The sequence below is a fragment of the Cohaesibacter intestini genome, from assembly GCF_003324485.1.
Taxonomy (GTDB): Bacteria; Pseudomonadota; Alphaproteobacteria; order Rhizobiales; family Cohaesibacteraceae; genus Cohaesibacter; species Cohaesibacter intestini.
The window spans coordinates 18,204-44,645 of sequence record NZ_QODK01000002.1; the positions used below are offsets into that span (position 1 = coordinate 18,204).

The 26,442-nt window shown below is 53.9% G+C and carries 22 protein-coding genes and 1 tRNA gene; 12 read left to right on the forward strand and 11 right to left on the reverse strand.

The annotated features are described in order from the left end of the window. Positions 1-178 precede the first annotated feature (178 nt). The 6 genes from DSD30_RS05655 (at position 179) to hflX (ending at position 9,009) form a co-directional block, all read left to right on the forward strand. Entirely contained in the window at positions 179-2,524 is a 2,346-nt protein-coding gene (locus DSD30_RS05655; RefSeq protein ID WP_114008684.1) for a sensor histidine kinase NtrY-like, read from the forward strand. 2 nt (positions 2,525-2,526) lie between these two features. Then, the gene (ntrX, locus tag DSD30_RS05660; protein WP_114009608.1) at positions 2,527-3,897 is read left to right on the forward strand and encodes a nitrogen assimilation response regulator NtrX; all 1,371 of its coding nucleotides are present in this window, start codon (positions 2,527-2,529) and stop codon (positions 3,895-3,897) included. A 211-nt stretch (positions 3,898-4,108) separates the two neighbouring features. Continuing rightward, positions 4,109-5,485, forward strand: a complete 1,377-nt coding sequence (gene trkA, locus DSD30_RS05665) for a Trk system potassium transporter TrkA (protein WP_114008685.1) — start codon at positions 4,109-4,111, stop codon at positions 5,483-5,485. Between the two features lie 21 nt (positions 5,486-5,506). Continuing rightward, complete coding sequence (locus tag DSD30_RS05670) at positions 5,507-6,967, forward strand: TrkH family potassium uptake protein (protein WP_114008686.1); 1,461 nt, start codon at positions 5,507-5,509, stop codon at positions 6,965-6,967. Positions 6,968-7,329: 362 nt separating this feature from the next. Further along, complete coding sequence (hfq, locus tag DSD30_RS05675) at positions 7,330-7,611, forward strand: RNA chaperone Hfq (RefSeq protein WP_114008687.1); 282 nt, start codon at positions 7,330-7,332, stop codon at positions 7,609-7,611. 18 nt (positions 7,612-7,629) lie between these two features. Further along, the gene (hflX, locus tag DSD30_RS05680; RefSeq protein WP_114009609.1) at positions 7,630-9,009 is read left to right on the forward strand and encodes a GTPase HflX; all 1,380 of its coding nucleotides are present in this window, start codon (positions 7,630-7,632) and stop codon (positions 9,007-9,009) included. A 126-nt stretch (positions 9,010-9,135) separates the two neighbouring features. Here the strand turns inward: hflX and mazG are convergent, their stop codons facing one another. After that, positions 9,136-9,972: a nucleoside triphosphate pyrophosphohydrolase gene (gene mazG / locus DSD30_RS05685; RefSeq protein WP_114009610.1), complete on the reverse strand. Its 837-nt coding sequence runs from the start codon at positions 9,970-9,972 to the stop codon at positions 9,136-9,138. A gap of 13 nt (positions 9,973-9,985) precedes the next feature. After that, positions 9,986-10,726, reverse strand: coding sequence for a tRNA (5-methylaminomethyl-2-thiouridine)(34)-methyltransferase MnmC2 (mnmC2, locus tag DSD30_RS05690; RefSeq protein ID WP_114008688.1), 741 nt, complete (start codon positions 10,724-10,726; stop codon positions 9,986-9,988). A gap of 91 nt (positions 10,727-10,817) precedes the next feature. Here mnmC2 and DSD30_RS05695 point away from each other — a divergent pair, with 91 nt between their 5' ends. Further along, positions 10,818-11,999 carry an NAD(P)/FAD-dependent oxidoreductase gene (locus tag DSD30_RS05695; RefSeq protein ID WP_157967577.1) on the forward strand — a complete coding sequence of 394 codons (1,182 nt, stop codon included), beginning with the start codon at positions 10,818-10,820 and terminating at the stop codon, positions 11,997-11,999. 510 nt (positions 12,000-12,509) lie between these two features. Here DSD30_RS05695 and DSD30_RS05705 read toward each other — a convergent pair. The 7 genes from DSD30_RS05705 to DSD30_RS05735 form a co-directional block, all read right to left on the reverse strand. Beyond that, complete coding sequence (locus DSD30_RS05705) at positions 12,510-13,322, reverse strand: MBL fold metallo-hydrolase (RefSeq protein WP_114008691.1); 813 nt, start codon at positions 13,320-13,322, stop codon at positions 12,510-12,512. 29 nt (positions 13,323-13,351) lie between these two features. Then, the gene (locus DSD30_RS05710; RefSeq protein ID WP_114008692.1) at positions 13,352-14,131 is read right to left on the reverse strand and encodes a TatD family hydrolase; all 780 of its coding nucleotides are present in this window, start codon (positions 14,129-14,131) and stop codon (positions 13,352-13,354) included. Positions 14,132-14,139: 8 nt separating this feature from the next. Then, entirely contained in the window at positions 14,140-15,699 is a 1,560-nt protein-coding gene (gene metG / locus DSD30_RS05715; RefSeq protein WP_245418383.1) for a methionine--tRNA ligase, read from the reverse strand. A 243-nt stretch (positions 15,700-15,942) separates the two neighbouring features. After that, a complete protein-coding gene (locus DSD30_RS05720) occupies positions 15,943-17,037 on the reverse strand; it encodes a DNA polymerase III subunit delta' (protein WP_114008694.1) in 1,095 nt (364 codons plus the stop codon). Further along, on the reverse strand, positions 17,038-17,718 hold the full coding sequence (gene tmk, locus DSD30_RS05725; protein WP_114008695.1) for a dTMP kinase: 681 nt from the start codon (positions 17,716-17,718) through the stop codon (positions 17,038-17,040). Positions 17,719-17,905: 187 nt separating this feature from the next. Further along, positions 17,906-19,075 (reverse strand): D-alanyl-D-alanine carboxypeptidase family protein, encoded by a 1,170-nt coding sequence (locus DSD30_RS05730; protein WP_198662845.1) that lies wholly within the window; start codon positions 19,073-19,075, stop codon positions 17,906-17,908. A 293-nt stretch (positions 19,076-19,368) separates the two neighbouring features. Beyond that, entirely contained in the window at positions 19,369-20,661 is a 1,293-nt protein-coding gene (locus tag DSD30_RS05735) for a septal ring lytic transglycosylase RlpA family protein (RefSeq protein WP_245418384.1), read from the reverse strand. Positions 20,662-21,022: 361 nt separating this feature from the next. Between DSD30_RS05735 and DSD30_RS05740 the strand changes: the two genes are divergently transcribed. After that, positions 21,023-21,112: transfer RNA gene (locus DSD30_RS05740), tRNA-Ser, on the forward strand. Between the two features lie 31 nt (positions 21,113-21,143). Here the strand turns inward: DSD30_RS05740 and DSD30_RS21835 are convergent. Continuing rightward, positions 21,144-21,518: a hypothetical protein gene (locus tag DSD30_RS21835; RefSeq protein WP_245418445.1), complete on the reverse strand. Its 375-nt coding sequence runs from the start codon at positions 21,516-21,518 to the stop codon at positions 21,144-21,146. Here DSD30_RS21835 and DSD30_RS21840 point away from each other — a divergent pair. The 4 genes from DSD30_RS21840 (at position 21,478) to DSD30_RS05760 (ending at position 25,516) form a co-directional block, all read left to right on the forward strand. Then, positions 21,478-21,585 carry a hypothetical protein gene (locus tag DSD30_RS21840; protein ID WP_245418427.1) on the forward strand — a complete coding sequence of 36 codons (108 nt, stop codon included), beginning with the start codon at positions 21,478-21,480 and terminating at the stop codon, positions 21,583-21,585. The genes DSD30_RS21835 and DSD30_RS21840 overlap by 41 nt on opposite strands. Positions 21,586-21,967: 382 nt before the next feature. Further along, positions 21,968-23,506 (forward strand): sugar ABC transporter ATP-binding protein, encoded by a 1,539-nt coding sequence (locus DSD30_RS05750; RefSeq protein WP_114008697.1) that lies wholly within the window; start codon positions 21,968-21,970, stop codon positions 23,504-23,506. Between the two features lie 29 nt (positions 23,507-23,535). Beyond that, entirely contained in the window at positions 23,536-24,516 is a 981-nt protein-coding gene (locus DSD30_RS05755; protein WP_114008698.1) for an ABC transporter permease subunit, read from the forward strand. A 52-nt stretch (positions 24,517-24,568) separates the two neighbouring features. Beyond that, positions 24,569-25,516 (forward strand): ABC transporter substrate-binding protein, encoded by a 948-nt coding sequence (locus DSD30_RS05760; RefSeq protein ID WP_198662847.1) that lies wholly within the window; start codon positions 24,569-24,571, stop codon positions 25,514-25,516. Positions 25,517-25,707: 191 nt separating this feature from the next. Here DSD30_RS05760 and DSD30_RS05765 read toward each other — a convergent pair whose 3' ends face one another. Beyond that, a complete protein-coding gene (locus DSD30_RS05765; protein ID WP_198662848.1) occupies positions 25,708-26,370 on the reverse strand; it encodes a formylglycine-generating enzyme family protein in 663 nt (220 codons plus the stop codon). Between the last annotated feature and the right edge of the window lie 72 nt (positions 26,371-26,442).

Sequence of the window (26,442 nt, forward strand, 5' to 3'; positions counted from 1 at the left end):
ACATTATTCGAGCTCTTTGATACAGAACATCTGTGACTTTTCCGACACAGTTTCTCCGTTGACCATGGACAGGCCCTCCAAGACCTGTCACATTTAGGCAACAATTCAGAGGAATAGAAAGGGCCTGCTTCTTCCAAAAGCCAGGCCCTTTGCGAAGGAAACGCCGCGCGTGTCGAGTATGTCTCATAACGAACCCAAACAAAAAGCCTCCTTGTGGCGTGACCCGTTGGATACACTGACCGACAATATCAGCGTCAGCGCCAACCAATCGGACAAGCGTAGCTGGTCGCGCATCGCCGGCTTGATCATGGTCATCCTGGCCGTGCTGTCCGGGATGGTTTCTTTCGTCATCCTGCTGGGTCTTACATCAATTGAGCCAACCGAGCAGGTCATCGGCATTGCAATGATCATCAACGGGGTCATGCTGGTGCTGCTGACCCTGATGATCGGTTGGGAAGCAACTCGAATGCTGTGGGCGCGCCAGAAGGGCCGCGCCGGGGCAGGGCTTCATATCCGGGTGATGGGCCTGTTCGCTTTGGTGGCAGCGGCCCCGACCATTCTGGTGGCGATTTTTGCCTCTATCACACTTGATCAGGGCCTTGATCGCTGGTTCTCGTCGCGCACGCTGGCCATCATCAACAGCTCAAAAACAGTTGCCGATGCGTACAATCAGGAGCATGCCCGTGTTCTGCGCAACGAGCTGCTCGGCATTGGTCGTGTGCTGAATGAATCCGAACCCTATTTTCTGTTGGCAGAAGACCGCTTCAGGGCAATCTTTGCGCGTCAAACCCGTATTCGTGGCATTCCGGCTGCTTTTGTCGTGGACGGTGAGGGAACGGAAATGATGGCCTCACCAAGTCGCCTCAATCAGCCGGTTCCCAGAATGCCAACCAAAGATTTGCTGGAACAGGCCCGCAGTCAGCCCGTATTGATCGCGTTGGGCGAGTCCAACCTCGTCGCCGGCATCATGCGGCTGGATGAGTTTAGCGATGCCTATCTCTTCATTGTGCGCGTGATTGATCCGGTGGTGTCGAACTTCCTGCGCATGACATCGGAGAATGTGCAGGAATATCAGGCATTTTTTGAAAGCCGTTCGAGTATCCAGACCGCCTTTGCCATTCTGTATGTTGGTGCGGGATTGATCATCCTGCTCTCCACCACATGGTTCGCCATTGGCTTTGCCAACACCCTTGTTTCGCCCATCCGGCGCTTGATTTCGGCGGCAGAAAGCGTCCGCAACGGCGATCTGTTCGTTCAGTTGCCAATCGATCAGCGTTCGTCTGATTTCAGCAACCTCAACAACACCTTCAACACCATGACCATGGAGCTGCGGTCCCAGCGGGATGAGTTAATTCTCGCACGCGACGCGATGGATGCCCGTCGACGTTTCACCGAAGCCATGTTGCAAGGGGTCAGTGCCGGTGTCATCGGTGTCGATGCGACTGGATTGATTACCCTTGCGAATCCGTCGGTTCAGGACTTGCTCAATGCAAGGGAAAGCGATCTCCTTGGGGAGGATTTGCGCGATGTCTTGCCCGAGATCGCTCCGCTGGTCGAAGGGGCCGAAAGCAAAATCGGGGCGCACAAAGAAGAACAGGTAGCCATTGTACGCGACGGCATAGAACACGCCATGCGCGTCCGCGTCACCTCGGAACGAGGCGAAGAAGATGTGCATTCCTATGTCGTTACCCTCGATGACGTGACCGACCTCGTATCTGCCCAACGGTCAGCTGCGTGGGCAGATGTCGCCCGCCGCATTGCCCACGAAATCAAAAACCCGCTGACACCCATCCAATTGTCAGCCGAGCGCCTCAGACGACGCTATGGCAACAAGGTGGCGGAAGATGACCGCAAGGTGTTTGACCAATGCGTGAACACCATCGTGCGTCAGGTTGGCGATATCGGCCGCATGATCGATGAATTTTCCTCCTTTGCCCGCATGCCCAAACCGGTATTCGAGCCCGGAGACCTGTCCGAAGTGATCAAGCAATCGGTCTTTCTGATTGAGGTGGCCAATCAGGATATCACTTTTAACACAGACATACCGGAGAAGATGCCCGGATCATTTGACCAAAGGCTTCTGTCGCAAGCGGTTGCCAATGTGGTCAAGAATGCGACGGAAGCGATTGGCAGGAGCGAGGACAAGGCAACCAGTCCCGGCCAGATCACCGTCTGCGGTAAAGAAGATGCGGACGCCTATTGCGTTCGGGTGATCGACAATGGTGTCGGCTTGCCAAGCTCCAACCGACAAATGTTGCTCGAGCCCTATATGACGACGCGTGAATCCGGCAGTGGTCTGGGATTGGCGATCGTAAGAAAGATCTTGCAGGAGCATGGCGGATCTATTCATTTGCGCGATGCACAGGAAGTGTCTGATTTTGCGAGTGGAGCCTGTATCGAAATGCGGGTGCCAAAGGTCGCGGAATATCAGGATGAAGGCGCTGACGATGGATCGGAGGCAAACTACAATTCCGGATTGGGATTGCCAGCCAGCCCTGCAACCAAGACAAGTGAAGGAGAATGACCATGACGGCCGATATTCTCGTTGTTGACGATGAAGTGGATATTCGCGAGCTGGTAGCGGGCCTTCTGGAAGATGAGGGCTATGAAACGCGCATGGCGGCCCATAGCGACGAAGCGCTCGAATTGATTGAGAAGCGACGTCCATCACTGATATTCCTTGACATTTGGCTTCAAGGATCGCGACTGGATGGCCTCGCCCTGCTCGCTGTCATCAAGCAGAAACATCCGGAGCTGCCAGTGGTCATGATCTCTGGTCATGGTGGCGTCGAGACTGCGGTGGCAGCCATCAAACGTGGGGCCTATGACTTCATCGAAAAGCCCTTTAAGGCTGACCGGCTGATACTGGTTGCTGAACGCGCCCTCGAGGCTTCGACTCTGAAACGGCAGGTCAAGGATCTGAAGTCTCGTTCTGGCGACACAACCAAGCTGGTTGGTTCGTCCAGCGTCATGAATCATCTGCGCCAGACCATCAACCGCGTTGCCCAAACCAACAGTCGCGTCCTGATTTCGGGCCAGTCCGGCTCCGGCAAGGAGCTGGTCGCACGCTGCATCCATCAACAATCCCACCGCGCCGACAATGCCTTTGTGGCTTTCTCTCCCATCCAGTTCAATGACGAAGATCTCGAAATCGCGCTGTTTGGTACCGAAGCCGATGGCACCAGCGCCCGCAAGATTGGCGTGCTGGAAGAAGCCCATGGCGGCACCATCTATTTTGAGGAAATCGCGGATCTGCCAAACGAGATCCAGAGCAAACTGACCCGTGTTCTGACAACCAGCAAGTTTATTCGCGTCGGCGGACAAAAGCCGGTGCAGGTCGATATCCGCGTCATTTCCTCCACCGCCCGCAACATGCAAAGCATGGTTGAGGAGGGGCACTTTCGCGAAGATCTATTCCATCGTCTCAATGTGGTTCCGCTCTCTGTTCCAGCCTTGGCAGACCGCCGTGAGGATATCCCGGAACTGGTTTTGCATTTCATGGAAATGCTCTCATCCACTTCTGGTTTGCCAGCCCGCAGGATCGGTGAAGACGCCATGGCGATTTTGCAGGCGCATAACTGGCCGGGCAACATCCGTCAATTGCGCAACAATATCGAGCGTCTGCTGATTCTCACCAAAGGCGACGAACAAGCCATCATTACCGCCGATCTTCTCCCCTCGGAAGTCGGAGAAACCGCGCCCAGTGTGCCGGGCAGCGGCGAAGCGGGCGAGCAAATCATGTCTCTGCCACTGAAGAAAGCCCGTGAGGTGTTTGAACGGGAATATCTCAAAGCCCAGATAGCGCGCTTTGGCGGCAATGTCTCAAGAACCGCAGAATTTGTTGGCATGGAACGATCCGCTTTACATCGAAAACTCAAGAGTCTGGGTGTGGTTTAGCGGTTTCACAGCCAGAGCGAAAGCAAATGGCATCCCGGTCATGCACGGAATTGAACCTAGGCATGCGTTTAAGAGATTGGGCTGAATGACAAAATATGCCATAAAGCAGGCTCGACAAGACTTTGTGGCAGGACCAGTTGCATGGTGAAGGGTAGGGCAGTGCTTTGGCTGACACCTTCCAACATGCAAAATAAATAGAAGGCGATCGGCTATGAAAGTGGTGATTTGCGGCGCGGGGCAGGTTGGCTATGGCATCGCCCGGCATCTGGCATCCGAGCAGAATGACGTCACGGTCATCGACAGCTCACCCGCTCTGGTTTCTGCCATTCGCGACTCTCTCGACGTCCGAGGCTATGTTGGTCACGGCGCCCATCCCGACGTGCTCGCCCGTGCCGGAGCAGACGAAGCCGACATGATCATTGCAGTCACCCTGTATGACGAGGTCAATATGGTTGCCTGTCAGGTTGCGCATTCGATTTTCAATGTTCCGACCAAAGTGGCACGTGTCCGCGCGCAATCCTATCTGGAAAAACACTGGGCTGATCTCTTCTCGCGCGAACATCTGCCAATCGACGTGATCATTTCACCAGAGGTGGAAGTGGGCGAAATGGTTCTTTCGCGCATGGCGATGCCAGGAGCCGAAGACACCGTCCGTTTTGCCGATGGTGAGGTCCTGATGATCGCCATCGAATGCTCCGAAGAATGCCCTGTTGTCGACACACCCTTGCGACAGCTGACCGAACTGTTCCCGGATTTGAACGCAGTCGTTGTCGGTATCCGGCGCAACGCCACCCTGTTTGTGCCGCACGCCGAGGATCAGATGCTGGCGGGTGACCGCGCCTATGTGGTTGTTGAACGCGAACAGGTCTGGCGTACATTGAGCATTTTCGGACATGAAGAAGGGCAGGCCAATCGCGTGGTCATAGCAGGCGGGGGCAATATTGGCCGCTATGTCGCCCTGGCCATCGAGGAACGGCGCAACCGCACGCGCGCCAAGGTGATTGAGCTTAATCGCGACCGCGCCATCAAGATTGCCAACGATTTCAACGATACGATCGTGTTGCAGGGCAGTGCACTTGATCGCGACATTCTCAAGGAAGCAGACATTCGCGACACCGACACATTGATCGCCCTAACCAACAACGATCAGGTCAACATTCTGTCCTGCGCCATGGCCAAACGCATGGGCTGCAAGCGCACCATGGCACTGCTCAATGATTCTCACTATCCGGATCTCGCTTATGATCTAGGGATTGATTCCTACGTGAATCCGCGCTCCGTTACCATCTCCAAGATCCTGCAGCATATGCGCCGGGGTCGCATTCGAGGCGTTCATGCGGTAGAAGATGGGGCCGCGGAAGGCATCGAGGCCGAAGCACTCGAAACGTCACCACTGGTAGGCCGCCCGTTGCGCAGTGTCGAGTTCCCCGACGGGGTTCGCGTAGGTGCCATCTATCGCGACGGCAAGGTGCTATCCCCCAATGGAGACGTCTCCATACAGGCCGGCGACCGTGTGATCCTTTTTGCTCTCGCCGATCGCGTTAAGCAGGTGGAGCTTTTGTTCCGCGTCAGCTTCGAATTCTTCTGATTCCGACGGATATCGAGACCCATGATCGCGATCCTCTATTTCCTGTCGATTTTGCTTGGCGCCCTAGGCGGGTTAATGCTGCCTACGGCCCTTGTCGCCTTGAGCGCAGGTGATAGCGAACTGGCAGGATCCTTCCTGCTGACATCCGGCCTGACCGGGTTTTTCTCTGGCGGGGTCTATTTCGCCTTGCGTGGCCACAAGAAGGAACTGGTCAACGCCCAGACCTTTTTGCTGTGTGTGCTGGCATGGTTCGGCCTGCCATTGGCCGGGGCCTTTCCGTTTGTCATTTCCGGTCAACTCAACGGCATCGATTCCTTGTTTGAAGCTGCGTCCGGGTTGACCACGACGGGTTCGACTATGTTTCGCAGCCTAGCCGATGTACCAACCGCAATGATTTTTTGGCGGGCGATCTTGCAATGGTTCGGCGGGCTTCTCACCCTGTTGAGCTTTTTGCTCATTCTGGCCCCGAGCGGCATCGGCGGCTTGCCCAATCAGCAGGTTGGTGTGATCGAACGCAATCTTGGCGATGATGCGGGGCGTCTGCTTTATGTGGTGCGCCAAATTGCGGCAGCCTATTCGGTTCTCACACTCACGCTCGCCTGGTTGCTGATCATTGCCGACATTCCCCCTTTTGATGCTATCTGTCTCGCCTTTTCCACTCTGTCGACTGGTGGTTTCATGCCAATTGACGGAACACTGGCAGAATATGACAATCGAATGGCGGAACTGATCATCGCAATGGGCATGATCATAGGCTCAACCAGCGTGCTCTGGCATCGAATGGCGGTACGCGGCAAGTTCCCGTTGCTGCGGGAGCATATGGAAAGCATAGCCATGCTGGTGTTGGTGCTTAGTCTGGGCTTGCTTTATTCCATTGTCTTGTTCCGCTTGGCAGGCAGTGCCTCCGTCTTGCCGCCGTCATCGGCGCTGCGTCAGGGTTTCTTTGCCGCCATTTCGCTCATTTCTACCTCGGGCTTCGAACTGCGCCATGCCGACGTCACCGTCCTGCCCAGCCTGCTTGTCATCTGTGTCGCCTTGGTTGGTGCCACACCATTTTCGACCGCAGGCGGTTTGAAACTCTATCGAATTGGCGCGATGACCCTTCAGGCAATGAGCGAAATTAGCCGTCTCATCCATCCCTCATCAGTGCAAGGAGGCAGGATTGGCCGCAGTGCCTTTACTGTCCGATTGCTCAAGGCAATCTGGTCATCTTTCCTGTTGTCGATGATTTTGATTGCCGTGGTTGCCGGCATGGTGACCTATGACATTGGTCACTTCGATGGCGGTCTTGTCGCTGCCATCTCCAGTTTTTCCAATATCGGCCCCCTCTATACAACGGGCTGGAGTCAGGTGGGCGCTTGGCCGGCCTATTACGACATGGATTTGATTGTCAAATATGCCCTGATTGTCACGATGGTTCTCGGGCGCATCGAAATTATTGTCTTGCTTGGGGCGTTAAATCTGAATTTCTGGCGTCGTTAGGACGAGATATAGTGCAACCCTGTGCATCTCAAACGCCAATACTAGCAACGCATTCATCTTTCAACGCATTTGCAAGGCTTTAGACTTGTCAAAAGTGAATATTTATAACAATTGTCGCTTGGCAATCGAACGGATATGGTTAAACTGTAAAGAATCGGTCCCTAGAACCGTTTTAAAACGCTAAATTTGCAGCAGCATGGCATGTGTGGGGATGTTGTGCTGTGTGCTCGGCATCTATTTCCCCCAATTTGTGGACAAGACCCGTAATCAAGTTATGCGGTTGCAAAAGGATCAGAATGTCACTGGTCTATTAGGAATGACTGCGTCATACTGCAACCGTTTTCCGGGTTAATAACCGAGTGATGAAATACAACAATAAGGCAGGACTTATGGCAGAAAGAGCCCAGAACCTCCAGGATACCTTTCTTAATCACGTACGTAAGACGAAGACACCATTGACCATTTTCCTCGTCAATGGCGTGAAGTTGCAAGGTGTTGTAACCTGGTTTGATAATTTTTGCGTGCTGCTGCGGCGTGATGGGCATTCCCAACTCGTTTACAAGCATGCAATTTCTACGATCATGCCAAACGGCCCGCTGTCTCTTTTTGAGGCTGGCGAGACTAACGAGAAAACTGAGGGCTGATTGTCCGATTTCAAAGATATGGGAAACGGGGTCGCTGAAAAAGGCGAAGGCAAACTGATTGATCGCCGAGCAACCCCGACCCGCGCACTTGTCCTAGTTCCGATTCTTTCCACACCGCTGCAAAACAAGGCCGCCGCTGAAGGTCGACTGATCCGGCGCACAGATGATGCACGTCTGGAGGAAGCCGCCGGATTGGCCGCAGCGATTGAGCTTGATATCATTCACGTTTTGCGCGTTCCTCTGAATGCCTTGCGTCCGGCAACGCTGCTGGGCACCGGCAAGGTGGCCGAACTGGGCCATCTTATCAAAGACGAAGAGATTGAGTTGGTCATAATGGACCACGCCCTGTCGCCAATCCAGCAACGCAATCTGGAAAAGGAATGGGGTTGCAAGATCCTTGACCGTACCGGTTTGATCCTTGAGATCTTCGGCCGTCGCGCCCAGACCAAAGAAGGTCGACTGCAGGTAGAGCTAGCCCATCTCAATTATCAAAAAGGGCGGTTGGTTCGCAGTTGGACCCACCTGGAACGCCAGCGCGGTGGCATTGGCTTCATGGGTGGCCCCGGTGAAACCCAGATCGAGGCTGACCGACGGGCCTTGCAAGACAAGATCAACCGCCTTGAAAAAGATCTCGAGCAAGTGCGGCGCACCCGTGGCCTGCATCGCAGCAACCGCCAGAAAGTGCCACACCCGGTTGTCGCTCTGGTCGGTTATACCAACGCCGGCAAGTCGACCCTGTTCAACCAGCTGACCGGCTCCAACATCTTTGCCAAGGATCTGTTGTTCGCAACGCTCGATCCAACACTTCGCACATTGGCTTTGCCTCATGGACGCCAGATTATTCTGTCCGACACGGTGGGATTCATTTCAGATCTCCCCACCCATTTGATCGCCGCCTTTCGGGCAACGCTCGAAGAAGTTCTTGAGGCGGATGTTATCCTTCATGTTCGCGACATCGTGCATGAAGATACCGGCGCACAGGCTGCCGATGTGGCCAGCGTGCTCCATGATCTCGGTATCGAAATTTATCAGGATCCACGCGTTATCGAAATATGGAACAAGATTGATTTGCTCGAAGAGGAAGAGCGGCAAACAATTCTCGACCGCGCCGCTTTGCAGCAGCCGTCACGCACGACAGGCCAGTTGCAACCCGTCGCCCTGTCAGCAACGACAGGCGAGGGCACCGATATCCTGCTGCATGAAATCGAAGTCAAGCTTGCACAGAATGACAACATTCTTTCGATCCATCTCGGCTTTGAAGATGGAGAAGGGCTCGCGTGGCTTTATCGTCATTGTGATGTTCTGGAACGAAATGACAGCGAAGACGGTATTGACCTGACGATCCGGGCACCGGAAAAGCTACAGACCGAATTGCTTAATCGCTTTCAGGTCAACTGATGTGTTTGAGCGGATAATGAGAAGGCCGGGAAGGCAACATAACCTTCCCGGCCTTTGGCATTTCTCTATCCTTCAAGCCCCAGCGACTGGTTCGCGCAGCCCCCCAAAATCCAGGACTCTTCAGCCTTACTTTTTCTTGGCCTGCTGCCAAAGCTGTTCCATCTCATCAAGTGAGGCGGCTTCGAGCGAGCGGCCCTGCTGTTCCAGCTCCTGTTCGATGAAGCCAAAGCGGTCGCGGAACTTCTGGTTGGTCGCAGCCAGTGCCTCATCGGGTTCCACATGCATGTGACGCGCAAGATTGGCCACAGCGAACAGCAGATCGCCAATCTCATCCTTGATGGCCTCATCATTGGTGCCGTCGGCCTGATCCAACTCAGCCCGCACCTCTTGGGCTTCCTCGATGATCTTGTCGAGCACAAGCTTCGGGTCATTCCAGTCGAACCCGACTCTACCGGCCTGCTTTTGCAGTTTCACCGCTGCCTTCATGGACGGCAACCCGCGCGGCACATCATCCAGCAGACCCTTGGTCCCATCTTCCAGCCCCAACTCGGCCCGGTGGATGGCACGCTCCGCTTTTTCTTCCTGTTTGATTGCTTCCCATGCCTCCCGCACCAAGGCTTTGCCACGCTCACCCGCATCGCCAAAGACATGAGGGTGGCGTCGGATCATCTTCTTGGTGATGGCATGAACCACATCGCCGAAGTCGAAGCGCGCCGGCTCGTCCGCCAGTTCACTGCCCATCTGAGCATGGAAGACAACTTGCAACAGCAAGTCTCCCAACTCCTCGCGCAAATCATGCATGTCATTGCGCTCGATCGCATCTTGCACCTCATAGGCTTCTTCGATCGTATAGGGAATGATTGATGCAAAGGTCTGCTCAATGTCCCATGGACAACCGCTCTCTTTGTCGCGCAACCGTTGCATGATCTCGACAAGCATCTCAATGTCGCGGGAAGGGGCAATTGTCATGGTTGGCTCATTTTTCTGAATGGGAGGAGAGGGAGGAAGGCGGTTTACACCCGGTGATCATATCCCGTTTATGCCCAAAGCCCTTGCGCTTGGCAATGGAGAAGCCAGCGGCCTGCAAATTACGCCGTACCCAACCGGCCGCCGTGTAACTGGCCAGCGTGGCATGATCGGTACTGGCATCAAACACAGCCTGCATCAACGCCCCCGACCATAGGTCCGGATTGGTTTTCGGATTGAAGCCATCCAGATACCAGGCATCGACGGTGACAGGCATTGTAGCGAGTGCATCCACCGCGTCACCGATATAGAGCAGCAGCCGCACCCCATCAAAGGACAGTGCCTGCCAACCAGCCTGCTCCGGCTGCCATGCGGCAGCCAACTGATTGGCCAGTGGATGCAGAATCTCCCATGGTGACAAAGCGGTCAGAAGGCTCATCCGATCCATCGGATATTTCTCTACCGAAACAAATGTCAGAGACTGTTGCGCAGAGCGCGCCGAGCCATCCAAACCGTTCACCGCCGCCCCATAAGCAAGCCATGTGGCGAGAAAGTTCAATCCGGTACCAAACCCCAATTCACCAATTACCGGATTGTCGCCCGCTCGCCAGCGATCCGGCAGGCCATTGCCATCAAGGAACACATAACGTGTTTCTTCCAGACCGTCGGCGCGGGAATAATAGGTATCGTCAAAGCGTGTGGATTTGGGGGTCAAATTGTCCAGCCAGACAAGTTCGGGCTGTTTAGGCATGGCTTTTTTCCGGCAAAGGAGTAGGTTGCAGCAAACAATACGCGGCTTTAGTTTGCCGCCAGTCTACCTGTCATAAAAAGAAATGAGCCCCATGCCAAGCCCTCAAACGCCTGTCACCCGAACTCTCGCCAAACAGCACCATGACGTCATCATCATTGGTGGTGGTGTCTTTGGCCTTTCCATCGCTCGCGCCACTTTGGCCGCGGGTTTGAGCACCATGCTGATCGACAAAGGCGAAATCGGGCAGGGCGCCAGCTATGGTCTATTAGGGGCGTTGCTGCCCCATATGTCTGAAAGATGGAATGAGAAAAAACAGTTTCAATTCAATGCATTGAAAAATCTTTCTAAAGTTAAAGTGCAACTTGAGGAAGAGACTGGAATGTCCATTGGCTACGACCGCTGCGGCCGCGTCGTGCCACTGGCAACCGCCAATCTTCGCGAGCGTCATGAAATCCGATCCAAGGAAGCCGAGACTTTGTGGAATGGACCAGAAACTGGTTATTTTCACAGAGTCTATGAACCAAGCAATCTCAATGGCTGGCTGAATACAGACCTTTGCCCGGAAGGCTATGCCTTTGACAATTTCTCAGCCCGGGCCAATCCGCGCGCCTATTGTGCGGCAGCCAAAGCATCGGTCGAGAAACGCGCGGGCACTTTGCTGGAATGCACGGAAGTGGTCGACATCAAAGACACTGGCAACGGTGCTGAAGTAACCCTCAAGAGCGGCGAAACGCTCTCTGCGGGCATCGTAGTTCTTGCCGCAGGCTATCGCAGTTTCCCGATGCTCGAACGTCTGACGGGTCTTGAAGCGCTTGGCAAAGGCATCAAGGGTCAGGCCTTGATCGCCAAGGTCGGGCAGGCGGATGGCTTGCCCATTCTTTATGACCGCAAGATCTATGTCGTACCGCACGATGGCGGCGTCTGCGCCATTGGCAGCACCACAGAGGAAGAATGGGACGACGAGAACAGCACTGACGAGCGCTGCGACGACATCTGGGCTCACGCCAACACGCTTTGCCCAATGCTAAAGGACGCTCAAATCCTGCAACGCTGGGCAGGTATTCGCCCAAAAGCCACCAAGCGAGACCCGATGGTCGGCTTCCTGCCAAACTCCAAAAGCATCTTTGTCGCCACGGGCGGTTTCAAGATTGGCTTCGGATTGGCATATGACATCGCTCAGGTATCCGTAGAACGGATTGCCGGACTGGAAACAACCATCCAATTGCCTGCAAGCTTCGAGATGGCCCATCATCTTGATGGCAAAGACTGGTAGCATCGATCAACACACATCACCGTGGCGGCGCATATGCCGTCACGGTGTGAGCACATGATCAGAGGCCAGGGCGCAAATCCGCTAGAGTGGAGCGGGGGCAATTTGAAAATATATCGAGATCGGTATCACGGTCCCAATGATCATATACATAATTCGTGTAATCTATATTATGGAATATTTATCTTAAAGTCATTTTGAGGACCACTCTCGATTGAGACTGGATTATATCATAAAAACAAAGACTAATCTGATATTCTTAATTCACCTACTTCAAACATCACACCTGTCATCCGCATTATCTGGAACCAACGATGTCTCCTATGGACAGCTGCATAACGCGGCAAGGCCTAAAGACCAAAGACGCAGCACAGCTATCAGCTATCAGCTATCAGCTATCAGCTATCAGCTATCAGCTATCAGCTATCAGCTATCAGCTATCAGCTATCAGAAAATGTTGGATCAAAAGAAGCTGACTGTCCAGCAGCAATGCATGCTCATGCATCAGTCCGCTCAGATGCGGTCAAAGGACAGAACCATCCCGTCATAGGCCGGAACCACATTGTCCGGTAAGGTCCGGCACAAAGTGTCATAATCCATATCGACATGCATGTGAGTCAAAATGGTTTTGCGCGGCTTCAGCCGCTCCACCCAGCTCAACACCTCATCGAGGGAGAAATGGCTTGGATGAGGTGCATAGCGAAGTGCATCGACGATCCAGACATCAAGGCCCTGCAGCATTAGTTCGGTCTCAGGCTCAATGTCACTGACATCGGAGCTATAGGCCAGATTACCGATACGAAAGCCCAGCGAGTGAATGTCGCCATGCACCTGATTGTAAGGCATGGCATCAATCGTCCCTGCAGGCCCTTCGACAGAAACCAACTTGCCATGCTCGATCAGGCTCGGATCCAGGATCGGAGGATAAGAACTGCCCGGGGGTGTTTTGAGACAATAGCCAAAGGCTTGCTCGATCCGCTCCATCGTCATTGCATTGGCGTGGATTTTCACCCGCTGTCGACGATTGAACACAAAGGCCCGCAAGTCATCGATACCGTGCAAATGATCCGCATGCGGATGGGTGTAAACAACACCGTCGACCCAGTCGATTCCCGCCGTCAGCATTTGCTGGCGAAAATCTGGACCGCTATCGATCAGCAGTCGAGTGACAATGTCACCGTCGAACTTTTCCACCAGTGCAGAACAACGGGTGCGGCGGTTCTTCGGATTGTTTGGGTCGCATTTGCCCCAGTCATTGCCAACCCGTGGCACGCCGGGAGAAGACCCGCATCCGAGAATGTGAAATTTATAGCCGCTTTCCGTCATTGCTTTCCTCAAGTCGCAGGATCCGCAGTCTAGCTGCGCTCTGCCTTGCTGAACAGACGGAAAAAGTTGTCTGTGGTGATCTGCGCAATCTCGTCCTTCGAGACGCCTTTGACGTCAGCCAGAACCTCCGCCGTGTGTGCCACATAGGCAGGCTCATTGCGCTTGCCGCGATATGGCATCGGTGCCAGATACGGCGCATCGGTTTCCACCAGCAGCCGATCAAGTGGGACATCACTGACAATGTCACGGATATCCTGAGAGCGTTTGAAGGTCAGAATGCCGGAGAGGGAGACATACATCCCCATATCCACCGCCCGCATGGCGAGCTCTCGCCCCGAAGAGAAGCAATGCAGAATGGCTTTATAAGGCCCCTCTTCCATTCCTTCGCTCAGGATCGAGATCATGTCTTCATCCGCATCACGCGAATGAATGACCAGCGGCAGACCGGTCATCTGCGCCGCCTTGATGTGGGTGCGCAAGCCCTGAGCCTGCGCTTCCCTTGGGGCATTGTCATAGAAATAATCAAGCCCTGCTTCGCCAATCGCCACGCATTTGGGATGCTCCGCCAGCTTGGCAATATCGTCTGCGCTGAAATCCAGCTCCTGATCCGCATTATGCGGATGGGTACCGACCGAGCAGAAGATATTGTCATAGCGTTCCGCAATGGCCTTGATCTGATCAAACTTGCGAATATGAGTGCAGATGGTCACCATATGCCCGACACCTGCCAATTCGGCACGCCGGATCACATCGTCCAACTCTTCCTTGAAATCAGGAAAGTCCAGATGGCAGTGGCTGTCGACAAGCATGGGGCGATTTATTCCTCTTCTTCGGTCTTCTCAACATAGCGCGGGAAGACCGGGCTTGGCTTGTCAATTGGCGTGCCAGCTTTCAGGCGATGCTCAGCACCAAGCGACGCAAAGCTACGCTCCTCTTCTACCAAAGCGAACAGATCCAGCAACTTGCCTGCGGAGGTCGGAATGAAAGGCTGAGCCAAAATACCAACCTGACGGATCACTTCCGCTGTGACATAAAGCACGGTTTTCATCCGCTCTGGATCGGTCTTGCGCAAGGCCCAAGGCTCTTGCGAAGCGAAATACCGGTTGGCTTCGCCAACCACATCCCAGACAGTTTCAAGCGCCTTATGGATCAGTTGCTTGTCCATGAAGGCCTGACATTTTTCCAGCATCCCATCGGCCTGGGCCAACATCGCTTTGTCTTCAGCGCTATAGTCCCCCGGTGCAGGCAGAGCCTTGTCGCAGTTCTTGGCGATCATCGACAAGGAACGGCTGGCAAGATTGCCCAGATCGTTGGCAAGATCGGCATTGGTCCGGTTAACGATGGCCTCGTGGCTGTAATTGCCATCCTGACCGAACGGCACTTCGCGCATGAAGAAGAAACGGGTCTGATCAAGACCATATTCTTCAATCAAGCCAAAGGGATCGATCACATTGCCAACCGACTTGGACATTTTCTCGCCGCGGTTGAACAGGAAGCCATGGGCATAGACACGCTTGGGCAGTGGAATGCCTGCGGACATCAGGAAAGCAGGCCAGTAAACCGCATGAAAGCGAATGATATCCTTGCCGATGATGTGAGTGGCATTGGACCAATAGTTCTGGAACTTCTCACTGTCCATGTTCGGGTAACCAAGCGCAGTGATATAGTTGGTCAGCGCATCCACCCAGACATACATAACGTGATTGTCTGTGCCCGGCACCGGAATACCCCAGTCAAAGGTGGTGCGCGAGATTGACAGATCGCGCAGACCGCCCTTCACAAAGCTCATCACCTCGTTGCGGCGCTCGGACGGGCCCATGAAATCCGGTTGGCTTTCATACAACTCCATCAGCTTGTCCTGATAGTTGGACAGACGGAAGAAATAGCTTTCCTCTTCGGTCCATTCCACTGGCGAACCCTGTGGACCATAACGCACGCCATCTTCGCGCAGTTCGGTTTCGCTTTCAGCATAGAAGGCTTCATCGCGTACGGAATACCAACCGGCATAGCTGTCGAGATAAATGTCGCCAGCCTCTTCCATTGCCTTCCAGATGGCCTTTGACGCCTCATAATGGCGCGGCTGCGAGGTGCGAATGAAATCATCATTGGAACAGCCAAGGGCCTTGGCCATTTCTTCAAACACAGGCGCATTGCGGTCCGCCAACTGAGCGGCGGTCAGTCCCTGCTTCTCCGCCGTCTGTTGCATCTTCTGGCCATGCTCGTCTGTGCCGGTCACAAAGAAGACATTGTAACCATCCAGCCGCTTGAAGCGTGCCATGGCATCCGTTGCCATCATCTCGTAGGCGTGCCCGATATGAGGCGCTCCGTTGGGATAGGAAATGGCGGTGGAAATGAAAAACGGTTGCTTGTCAGTCATGCCGGATGTCGTCTTTTCAAAAGGTTGTTGTCTCGATGCGGGATTTCCAGACGATAGCGACCTTGATGTCGCCGCAACAAATCGGGCGACCATGAGGGGTCGGGCTGGAAATGGTCACCTGAGGTTTTGGGCGAAGGGGCCGGTTGCGTCAAGGCTTTTCATTGATGCTTGCCCGTTTATGGTCAATTTGCCCCCATTCGTCAGGTACACAATCTGGTAATAGCTGACAGTGATGGGAGAAACTCAGAGGCCTTTGGAGGCTTTTGCCACCATCCGCATCACGGCGATGACGGCTTGTTTCTTGTCGAGATTGAAAATGCGGGTTTCGCGCAAGATTGAACCTGCTTTTTCCCAGGCCTCGGCCAAAGGGTAGAGGTCGGCCCCGCTCACATCCCCCTTCCCGCCGCCTTTATGCAGCTGATTGGAAAGGTGGCGGTGAACAAGATCCGCAAATCCGTCGAACCGTTGATCCCTGCCGCGCTGATCGACCATTTCCGCAAAAGCACTCAGGCTTTCATAATCTGGATTGTAGGGGGGCTGCAACAACCGCTCGAACGCATGGACCAGCACCAGACCTTCATCGCTTTGCAGTTCGGCAGCCTTGCGGATTGACCCGTCACACAGAACGCTGAGATCTGCCACCTGATCACCGGATGCTATGTCCAGCCCCATCAGGGCTTCCGACAAAACCGGATTTTCGAGCGGAGCGAAAGACAGGCGACGACAACGCGACCGGATGGTCGGCAACAGGCGCCCGGGCGCGTGGGAGACCAAAAAGAAGATAGCATGCTTGGGTGGTTCTTCGAGTATCTTCAACAAGGCATTGGCCGCATTGCCATTCAAATCGTCAGCGGGATCGACAATACAAACACGCCAGCTATTTTCACCCGCCGTAGAGCCAAAGAAGCGCACGGTTTTGCGCACTTCATCAACCGTAATTTCGGTGCGGAATTTCTTGGTTTTTTGATCATAAGGACGATCAATCGCTAGCAGATTTGGATGAGCATAATTGGCAACCAGTTTGGCCGCGTGGCTGTCGGGACTGACATCAAGGCTGCTAGGTCCGAAACCATCACCAAGCAAGGAATCCCCTGCAGACATCCCTGACGACCCCAACCCTTCATTGAAAATGAACCGCGCTGCCCGATAGGCAAAGGTTGCCTTGCCAATCCCTTTCGGTCCAGTCAACAACCATGCATGATGCATCTTGCCCGACTGCCAAGCGGACAAAAAGGTCTCTTCCGCCTTGCTGTGACCGAAAAACTGCTCTTGCTGGTGCGGAGCTGCCAATCCTTCCAGACTATCAAAAATCGGAAAATCCAGATCCATATCCGCCATCTAAGCCTCTACGCTTTCACGCTTGTTGTCGTCCTGATCCGACAGGAGTTTGGCTTCCACGACTTGCCAAATATCCGCAGCAATTTCATCCACGCTCTGCGACGCATCAATCACCTTGCAGCGCTTGGGATCACTATAGGCAAGTTGCAAAAAGGCATTGCGTCGGGCTTCGTGAATGACAAGATCTTCGCGTTCAAACCGGTCGGCAATCTCGTCAGCGGACCGTCTTGCATGCGCCCGGCTCATGCCCACTTCAGCGCGCAAGTCCAGAATGAGCGTCAGATCCGGCCGCATGCCATCAATGGCAAGACGTTCCAGCTGATCAACCAATTCAGGGGCCACACCACCGCTTTCCCCTTGATAGACTCTGGTGGAATCCATAAACCGATCGCACAGAACCCACTGTCCCTGTTCAAGCGCAGGCTTGATCTTGCTGTCCACATGATCAGCACGGGCCGCAGCAAAGAGGATCGCCTCACCGCTTTCCCCCAACCCCATCTGATCGGCGATGCCTGACAGCAAAACATGCCGCAAGGCTTCTGCGCGCGGTGAGCCGCCAGGTTCACGGCTTTTGATACAATCGATATTCTGCTTGGCCAAACGCTCTTCAAGCAAGCGTATCTGGGTGGTTTTTCCGACCCCTTCGCCCCCTTCAAAGGTTATGAATTTGCCTTTTCGCATAAATATCTCGATTGTTGTTTCTCTGGCACCACGCACCGGCGCCGACACCCTGCGCGAATCTCTACAAGCCGATTAGTCAGGCAGACGCTCCGACAAACAAGAGGCTTTTCATAAAAAAGCCTCTTGCATACACGCCTTTGTGTGACCCTTAAAGAATCCCCTATGTGTCAAACGCGCGATAGCTGAATCACAGCCATCCAAGCAACAGTTCTTGAAGACCATCCATGGCGCGCTGGCTCAGTGTTCCCTTGCCTACCGAATGACCGGTAACCAGCGGGGTCTCCAAAATGACTGTGTCATCTGACCAGACCTTGAGGGTTGCCACCTTGGCTCCCTCCTCTAGCGGCGCTTTCAGCGGTCCTTGATAGTAGATGCGAGCCTTCAGCCGACCTTCCTGTGACCGGGCCATGAAAACACTGACAGGGCGTTCACTGACCAGCATTACATTGGATTGATCCCCACCATGCACATTGGCAGTCGCGATTTCCTCGTCGGCATCATAAATGCGTTTGGAGGTAAAGGCCCGAAAGCCCCAACCCATCAGTTTGCGGGCTTCCTCACGACGCTCTTTCTTGCTTTTCATGCCACTGAGCACGGCAATCAGACGCTGATCCCCCTGCTTGGCGGACGAAACGAGACCATAGCCGGATTTTTCGGTGTAACCGGTTTTCATCCCGTCGGCTCCTTGCGTAAACCCAAGGGTGGGATTGCGATTGCGCTGGGTGATGTTGTTCCAAGTGAACTCGGGAATGGAGAAAAAGTGATAATATTCCGGGTAGGTTTCGATGATGTGCCGCGCGAGGATCGACAGATCCTTGGCGGTTACATGTTGTCCCTCGGCAGGCAAACCGGTGGAATTGACAAAATTGGAGCCGGTCAGACCGATATCCTCGGCCCGGTTATTCATCAGTTGCGCAAAACTCGCTTCATTGCCCGCCATGCCTTCGGCAACAGCAATACAGGCATCGTTGCCCGATTGCACAGTGATGCCCTGAATAAGGGCCTCTAGCGGGACACTGGACCCAAGCTTTGCAAACATGGTCGAGCCGCCCGAATTGGCGCCGCCCTCTCGCCATGCAAATTCTGAGATCAGAAACTCGTCTTCCATAGACAAAGAGCCGGTCTTCAAAGCATTGAAGACGACTTCCAACGTCATCAATTTCGCCAAAGACGCAGGAGGAATTTGCTCATTTTCGTTTTTGCTCAAAAGCACTGATCCAGAATTGGCATCAATCATGTAGGCCTGTTCAGCCTTGGTCTGAAACACTTGAGCCTCGGCAGACAGGCCCGGCAAGACAATCAGACCGGCTGTCAGAAGAGCGAAAAAATTATTACGCTTGCAAAACAAATTTAGCATTCTTCCCTCGTAAAGTCTTCTCAGTTGGGGGAGAGTCCCTCGCCTCGCCAATCCCAACAATCAATGAAACCCACTTGGTTCTTCAATGGCTTTCTTATGCATGCAGGCAGTAAACACTGAGCCACGATCTGTTCGGCACAACATCAATCATCAGCATTAGACCTGCATGGCCTGAATCTCTGGCGATAGTACAACGCAAACCCAAAAAGAAAAAGGAGAGGACTGGCCTCTCCCTTCAAAACTGCTTGAATATGCGTCAGAATTTCCAACCCAAGGAAAGGTTATCCAGACCCCTAGCCTCGTGGCAGCCCGAAAGATTGCCGCAGCAGGTCAATATCCCCCACGCCGACACCTGATTTCAGCGCAGTCAGACGCAGCAACACACGCCCATCGACCAGAGCAACCATGTCGACCGCACTCAATTGGGCAAACTCTTCTGCCAAACGTTTGGCATAGGCAGGCTTGAACACACCCAGCTTGATCGGCTCGCTCAGCGAAACGGCATGAGAGCCATTATGATGTTTCACATAACCAGCGGCCTCGCGGGATAAAATTTCGGACATCGCCCTTTGGTTCGGCTGCGACACGATCGCATCGATCGCAGCATGACCTGCCGCAATCCGGGTTTCAATCGCAGCGTAATTCAGCTGGATCGGAGCCAACTCGACCAAAGGCGGCAAATCGCCTTTGGATGGCAACACCGCTCCATCGCCCACCAGATCAATCGGTGCCCAAGAACCGGCTGGCGCCGGTGCTGACAACTCGACCGGACTTGGTGCAGACGCCTTCGAACCGAGCGGCGGCAAGTGGGCAAGAAGATAATTGCCCCGTTTTTTCGTTTTCTGTTGCGGCTTGGCAGAGGCAACCATGATCCGCTGAGGCGCATCACGTTCACTGCCATTGCCAGGCAAGGACTTCCGATCGTCACCAATCCGCTGGCCCGGCCCACGATAGGACGCCTCGAGATATGTACGATCTTTGCCGTCCATCCGTGCCTTGCCGACATATTTCACCCGAACGTTGGCAATCCCGTCGCGCTTGAAATCAAGCACTTCTGCCACGCGTTTTGACAAATCGATAATCCGATTGTGCGCATAAGGGCCACGATCGTTGATCCTGACAATCACCGAGCGACCATTTTTCAGGTTGGTCACCCTCGCATAAGAAGGCAGTGGCAGCGTCGGGTGGGCTGCCGTCAAATCATGCATGTCGAAAATTTCGCCATTGGCAGTCAGACGGCCGTGAAAATCATCGCCATACCAAGACGCCCTGCCCGTTTTGTTATAGTTGGGCTGGTGTTTTGGCACATAAGTCCGGCCAGCTACCTTGTATGGTCTGCCAACCTTGTAATGCCCACCACCTTTGCGGAAATCTGACCGCTTGTTGGCCACGCGCACACTCGCAGATACCCCGTATTTCGGGTCATACTTGCCCTTGCTCGGTGAGCCCGGACCAGACGAACATGCTGCCAGCAGCATGGATGCAGCCGCAATGGCACAAAACGTAAAAGCTGATTTCTGGCCCGACACAAGACCAGACGAAGGGCGAGCCCCCATGGCGGAAATCCACTTGATTGACGTGTTCATGTCGACAAAACTCACAACTCGAAAGCCGACGCACCCGTCCCGGCGGTAACGTGAATAATCAAGGTTAACAAGGCCGAGACCACATACAGGATCCAGTTTAGCTTGCAAAAGACTGTTATTCCTGAATCTGGGTCAAAATTCCAGCAAAAACCACGCCTTCCGCTCCACATGGTAAAGACTTGATTAAAAAATCCAAAGCCATATACGCTGGCTCTTTAACTATGAGGCAAGCCCAATCCCCCTTGACGCTGGCTCTTAGAGATCGCCCTTTCAGCGTTTTTCAACAGTCAACGCCCTTTTTGTAGCGAACGCTTGCATTTGCCAGCAAATAGCGGCAAAAGGGCGATCAGCCACACACTGTGGAGAGGTGGCAGAGTGGTCGAATGCTCCGGTCTTGAAAACCGGCGTGCGTGCAAGCGTACCGTGGGTTCGAATCCCACCCTCTCCGCCATCCCCTTGCATTGGCAAATGATCTCAACAACTTATTGATATCTTGAGGGTTTGACTTCCCGTTGTTCCATCAGACGGTTGTAGCGTGCAATTTTGTATGAGACGGCACGATGGTCCTGAGTCCAGCCACGAATAAGGCGGCGCAGGGAGCAATCCCACGCCGCCGTCAATTGGCTTCCACAGCGCGATTTGATACCTGGCAGGAAGCCTTGAGCGTCTCCCATCTCACTTGGGCGCTGCATGACATTCCATCCGATCCGTTCCATGCCTCCTATGATGCCGCATCCCTCGATGACATCCAGCTGGTCCATTGCGCCTGCAGCCCCTGTTCCGGCCAGCGCGGCAGCAAGCAAATCCATCACCGAAATAGCCTTCCGCTGGGGCTTTAATGATGCAGCCCATTTCAATCGATCTTTCCGCCGCTGCTATGGTGAAGCCGCGAACGTCTTCCGAAGTCGTTTCCCGGGAAAATAAAAGCCAAACACGGTTGAAACAGCCCACGGGTGATAAGGCAATTCTGCCTTTTGATGCGCTGAAACGATGATTCTGATCATCGGCAGCAATCAAATCTCTCTATTTTAAATGTACCTATATTTCACGTGCTTATTTAGGATTGCAGCTGTGCCGGATATTGGACCTGATGGTGCTTTATGCATATTTGCGAAGAAAATCATTCACCCAAACCACATAGAGTAACCTGTCGTTTTCATAGACTATCGTGTTATTTTCTACTCGCCGTGGTTGCGGTTGCGGGAGAGCTATAACACAATTCGACGAGCTTGGTTCCCACGGAGCCAAGGGAGGAAAAAGTCATTCTGCGCGAGTGCGTTAAGCCAATTTGAGGGGGGCGGCAGGTATGGCGAGGGATTCCAATCCAGCGCTGGAAATGCGCGATATTTCCAAAACCTTCGGGGCTATTCGCGCTTTATCCGATGTATCTCTCACGGCCTATGGCGGTGAAGTTCACGCTTTGATGGGTGAGAACGGTGCGGGCAAATCCACGCTTATGAAAATCCTGTCGGGCGCTTACAAGTCCGACAAAGGTGGAGAAGTCCTAATCTCAGGAAATGCCATGCCGACTGGCAATCCAAAGATTGCAAAGGCATATGGCATTGCTGTCATTTATCAGGAATTGTCTCTCGCACCCAATCTCACTGTCGCTGAAAATATTTTCCTTGGCAACGAACGCGCTCGTTTCGGGCTCGTCAATCATGCAGCCATGCGCAACGAAACCCAGCCTATATTGAACCGTCTGGGCGTTTCGTTCCTCCCTTCCACGAAAGTCAGCGATCTTTCTCTTGGCGAGCGGCAATTGGTGGAAATCGCACGCGCCTTGTCGGCAGATGCGCGCATCATTGTCATGGACGAGCCGACAACCGCCCTCTCCAGCCGGGAAACCGAGCGCCTATTTGATGTCATCGAAGCCCTCAAACAAGATAACATCGCGATCATCTATATCAGCCACCGTATGGAAGAAGTGTACAAGCTCGCCGATCGCTGCTCGGTACTGCGCGATGGCAAATATATCGGCACGCTGGATCGTCAGGAACTGAGCGCTGAACGCCTGATCTCGATGATGGTTGGGCGGGAGCTGTCTTCATTCTACAAAAAGGAACACCGAGCCGAGGATCTGTCGGACATTGTCATGCGCGTTGAAGGGTTGGGTGACAACCGCAAGGTGCGCAATTGCTCATTTGAGGTTCATCGTGGTGAGGTGCTCGGCATCTCGGGGCTGGTCGGCTCTGGCCGGACGGAACTCGCTCGTTTGATTTATGGAGCGGACCGCAAAGAAACGGGCCAGATTTTTCTTGATGGCGCGCAGGTTGACCCACAAAGCCCCGGTGATGCCCTGTCCAAAGGCATCGCTTATCTGACCGAAGACCGCAAGCAGTTGGGGTTGTTTCTTGAGATGTCGATCTCAGACAACATCAACATGTGTGTGATGAGTGAAGATGCGACAATGGCGGTTCTCAAAAACTTCGCCAAAGCAACTCAAAGGTCCGGCAAGGCATTTGAGGATTTGTCCATCAAAGCGCCGTCCGCGTCGGTTCTGGTCGGGTCTCTGTCGGGCGGAAACCAACAAAAGGTGCTTCTTGCCCGCCTTCTCGAAGCAAAGCCCAAGGTCATTCTGCTGGATGAACCCACACGTGGTGTCGATGTCGGGGCCAAGTCGGAAATTTATCGCCTGATCGATGAGTTGGCTCGGCAAGGGATGGCAATCGTCATGATTTCCAGTGAGCTACCGGAAATTGTTGGCGTGGCTGACCGCGTCCTCGTGCTGCGGGAAGGCGAAATTGCAGGCGAGGTCAAAGCCAGCCAAGCCCAACCCATTCAACAAGAAGCGATTATGAGGCTTTCAACGGGTACGATCGCTGAAAGTCACCCCGCACAATAATTAGCAATGCGCCAAAAGGATCGTTCAAGATGAGCTCTGCTCCGACCTCAAATTCCAAGAATTCATCCGCTCAATTCAAAGGCATCATTCGGGCTTTGGGCATGTTGCCTGTCTTGATCCTGTTGGCGCTCGCCTTTCACGCCCTGACAGGCAAGTTTCTTGCAGCTGGCAATCTGTCCATTGTCTTGCAACAGGCGTCCATCAACATCGTTTTGGCCGCAGGCATGACCTTTGTCATCCTGACCGGCGGCATCGATTTGTCGGTGGGCTCCATTTTGGCAGCATCGGCCATGGCCGCCGTGATTATGTCACTCATTCCGGGGCTGGGATGGATCGGCGTTCCAGCCGGGATTGCTCTGGGGCTTGTGTTTGGTCTTGTCAATGGCGCCTTCGTGGCCGTTCTGAAGTTACCGCCCTTTATCGTGACATTGGGGTCACTGACGGCGGTGCGCGGGATTGCCCGGCTTCTGGGTGGCGACACCACGGTGTTCAATGCGGATCTGCCCTTTGCCGTGATCGGGGACGGCACTATTCTTGGTGTGCCAATCCTGGCGATCATTGCCATTTCCGTGATCATCTTGTCCTGGTTCATCCTGCGGCGCACCATTCTGGGCACCTGGATTTATGCCGTCGGTGGCAATGAGGAAGCGGCGAGACTGACCGGTATCAAGGTGCCGCTGGTGTTGCTGTTCGTTTATGCCATGTCCGGCATGATGTCGGGCCTTGGGGGGGTGATGTCAGCCGCACGCCTCTATGCGGCCAACGGCCTGCAACTCGGTCAGGCCTATGAACTTGACGCCATCGCGGCGGTTATTCTTGGCGGCACCAGTTTTGTTGGTGGCGTCGGCTCCATTACGGGCACTTTGATCGGCGCGTTGATCATAGCTGTCCTTTCGAACGGCCTGATCCTCACTGGTACCTCGGACATCTGGCAGTTCATCATCAAGGGTCTCGTCATCATCGCGGCGGTCACGCTGGATCGTTTCCGCGGGAAAAGCACGACCGCCTGATCGACAAACCCATCTTCAAACTTGTTATCCATTTTCCAAGGGAGGATTTAAAATGGGAAAAGCACTTAAACTCGTACTGGGCGCAGCAACCGCTTTGTCCGTGTTGGCATCGGGCGCAATGGCCGCCGATAAGGAACTCAAAAGCATCGGGATTTCTGTCGGGCTGCTCGGCAATCCATTCTTCGTTGCCACCATCAAAGGCATCGAGGACCGTGCACGTGAAATCAACCCAGATGTTGAAATCACATCCGTTTCTGCGGACTATGACCTGAACAAACAGGTCAGCCAGATCGATAGCTTCATCGCCAAAGGCGTGGACATCATCATGCTCAATGCAGTGGATGATACTGCGATCGCACCGGCTGTGAACCGCGCCAAAAAGGCTGGCGTTACGATTGCTGCTTTTGACGTGTCCGCACCTGGCGCAGATGTCACCGTGATGACCGACAATGTGGCAGCTGGCCGCAAAGCCTGCCAATATATTGTCGATGCGCTTGATGGCAAAGGCAATGTAGCCATCATCAAAGGCCCGTCGTCCTCCTCGCTCAACGACCGCTTCAACGGCTGCATGGGTGTATTTGAGAAGAATTCAGATATCAAGGTTGTCTCCAACGACCAGAATGGTCTGGCCGCGCGCGAAGGCGGCATGAATGTGATGCAAGGTCTTTTGACCCGCTTCTCCGATCTTGATGCTGTCTTTGGTGCAAATGATCCAATGGCTCTTGGTGCGCAACTCGCCGCCAAGCAGCTGAAACGGACCGACATCATCATCACTGGTGTTGATGGGGCGCCTGACACTGAAAAAGCGCTGGCCGATCCAGATTCCCTGATCAAGGCATCCGCTTCGCAGGATCCCTATGTCATGGCTGGGGAAGCACTGAAAATGGGCTATGATTTCTTCAATGGCAAGAAGCCTGAAAAAGACACCGTCTTGATCGACCCTGTCCTGATCACGGCAGACAATCTGAAAGATTATAAAGGCTGGACCTCTCCTCGCTGATTGCGAGATGAGCGAACGTTAAGACAAAGGGCCGGAACCATCGCAGGTGGTTCCGGCTCTGTTTGTTTGTGCTGCGAAAGCACCCATCAAAACCACCCTCCCCGCCATATCCCTTTGAATATCGAAAGAACGAGCCAAGGCAGGCAATAGTTCCCTTGTTCTTGCTTGATGGTGACTGTTCCCAAAAAGGGTTAGATCTTTTTGTCGGTTACCAGCCTGAAGCCCAAATGCGGCGGCGGGGTACCAACCGCGCAGCCGCCACGCGCCGGGTCTCTGACCAGAAACGGAATAACGGCCATATGCTCCCCGGCAACGTAAAATGCAGGGCAACGCTGTTTGGAAACTGTTCCACTTTCGCCGACATAGCAGTCATCGGTCCATTCCCAAACGCTGCCATCCAAGTCTGCAATCCCTTGTGCATTGGTAGAAAAGCTGCCTCTTTTCTCCAAACGCCGGGGCTTGCGTGCATTGACCAGATAGTCAGACGCCCAACGCAGAGAAGGATCGGAAAAGATTGGGTCAGGCTTTTCGGGCAAGACAGGTTTGGCCATAAACTCCCATTCCTTGGTGGCAGGCAGCCGGAAGGGATGATTGGCGCGTTCCGAGATCCAGCGAACATACTGACTGATGTCGAGATAGTTCAATCCAGTGGCCGGCGCATCCGCTGCGGTCAGTCCCTTTGGTGGGCGAAGCTTCTCAGAACAGACGCCCTCGGCATGACATGCATTCCATTCGGCAACGGAGACTTCGTATTTCTGGACGAAAATAACGCGCCCATCTGGCAGTTGAACGGACGTTTCGGCCATTTGCGGCAAATAGGCCCGATTGGGAAGGGTGCCGGAGCGATATAGCATATATACCGCTCCAGCGAGACACAGCATCACCAGGCACAGAATAGTTAGGGGCTTTATCCCTATTCTGCAGTG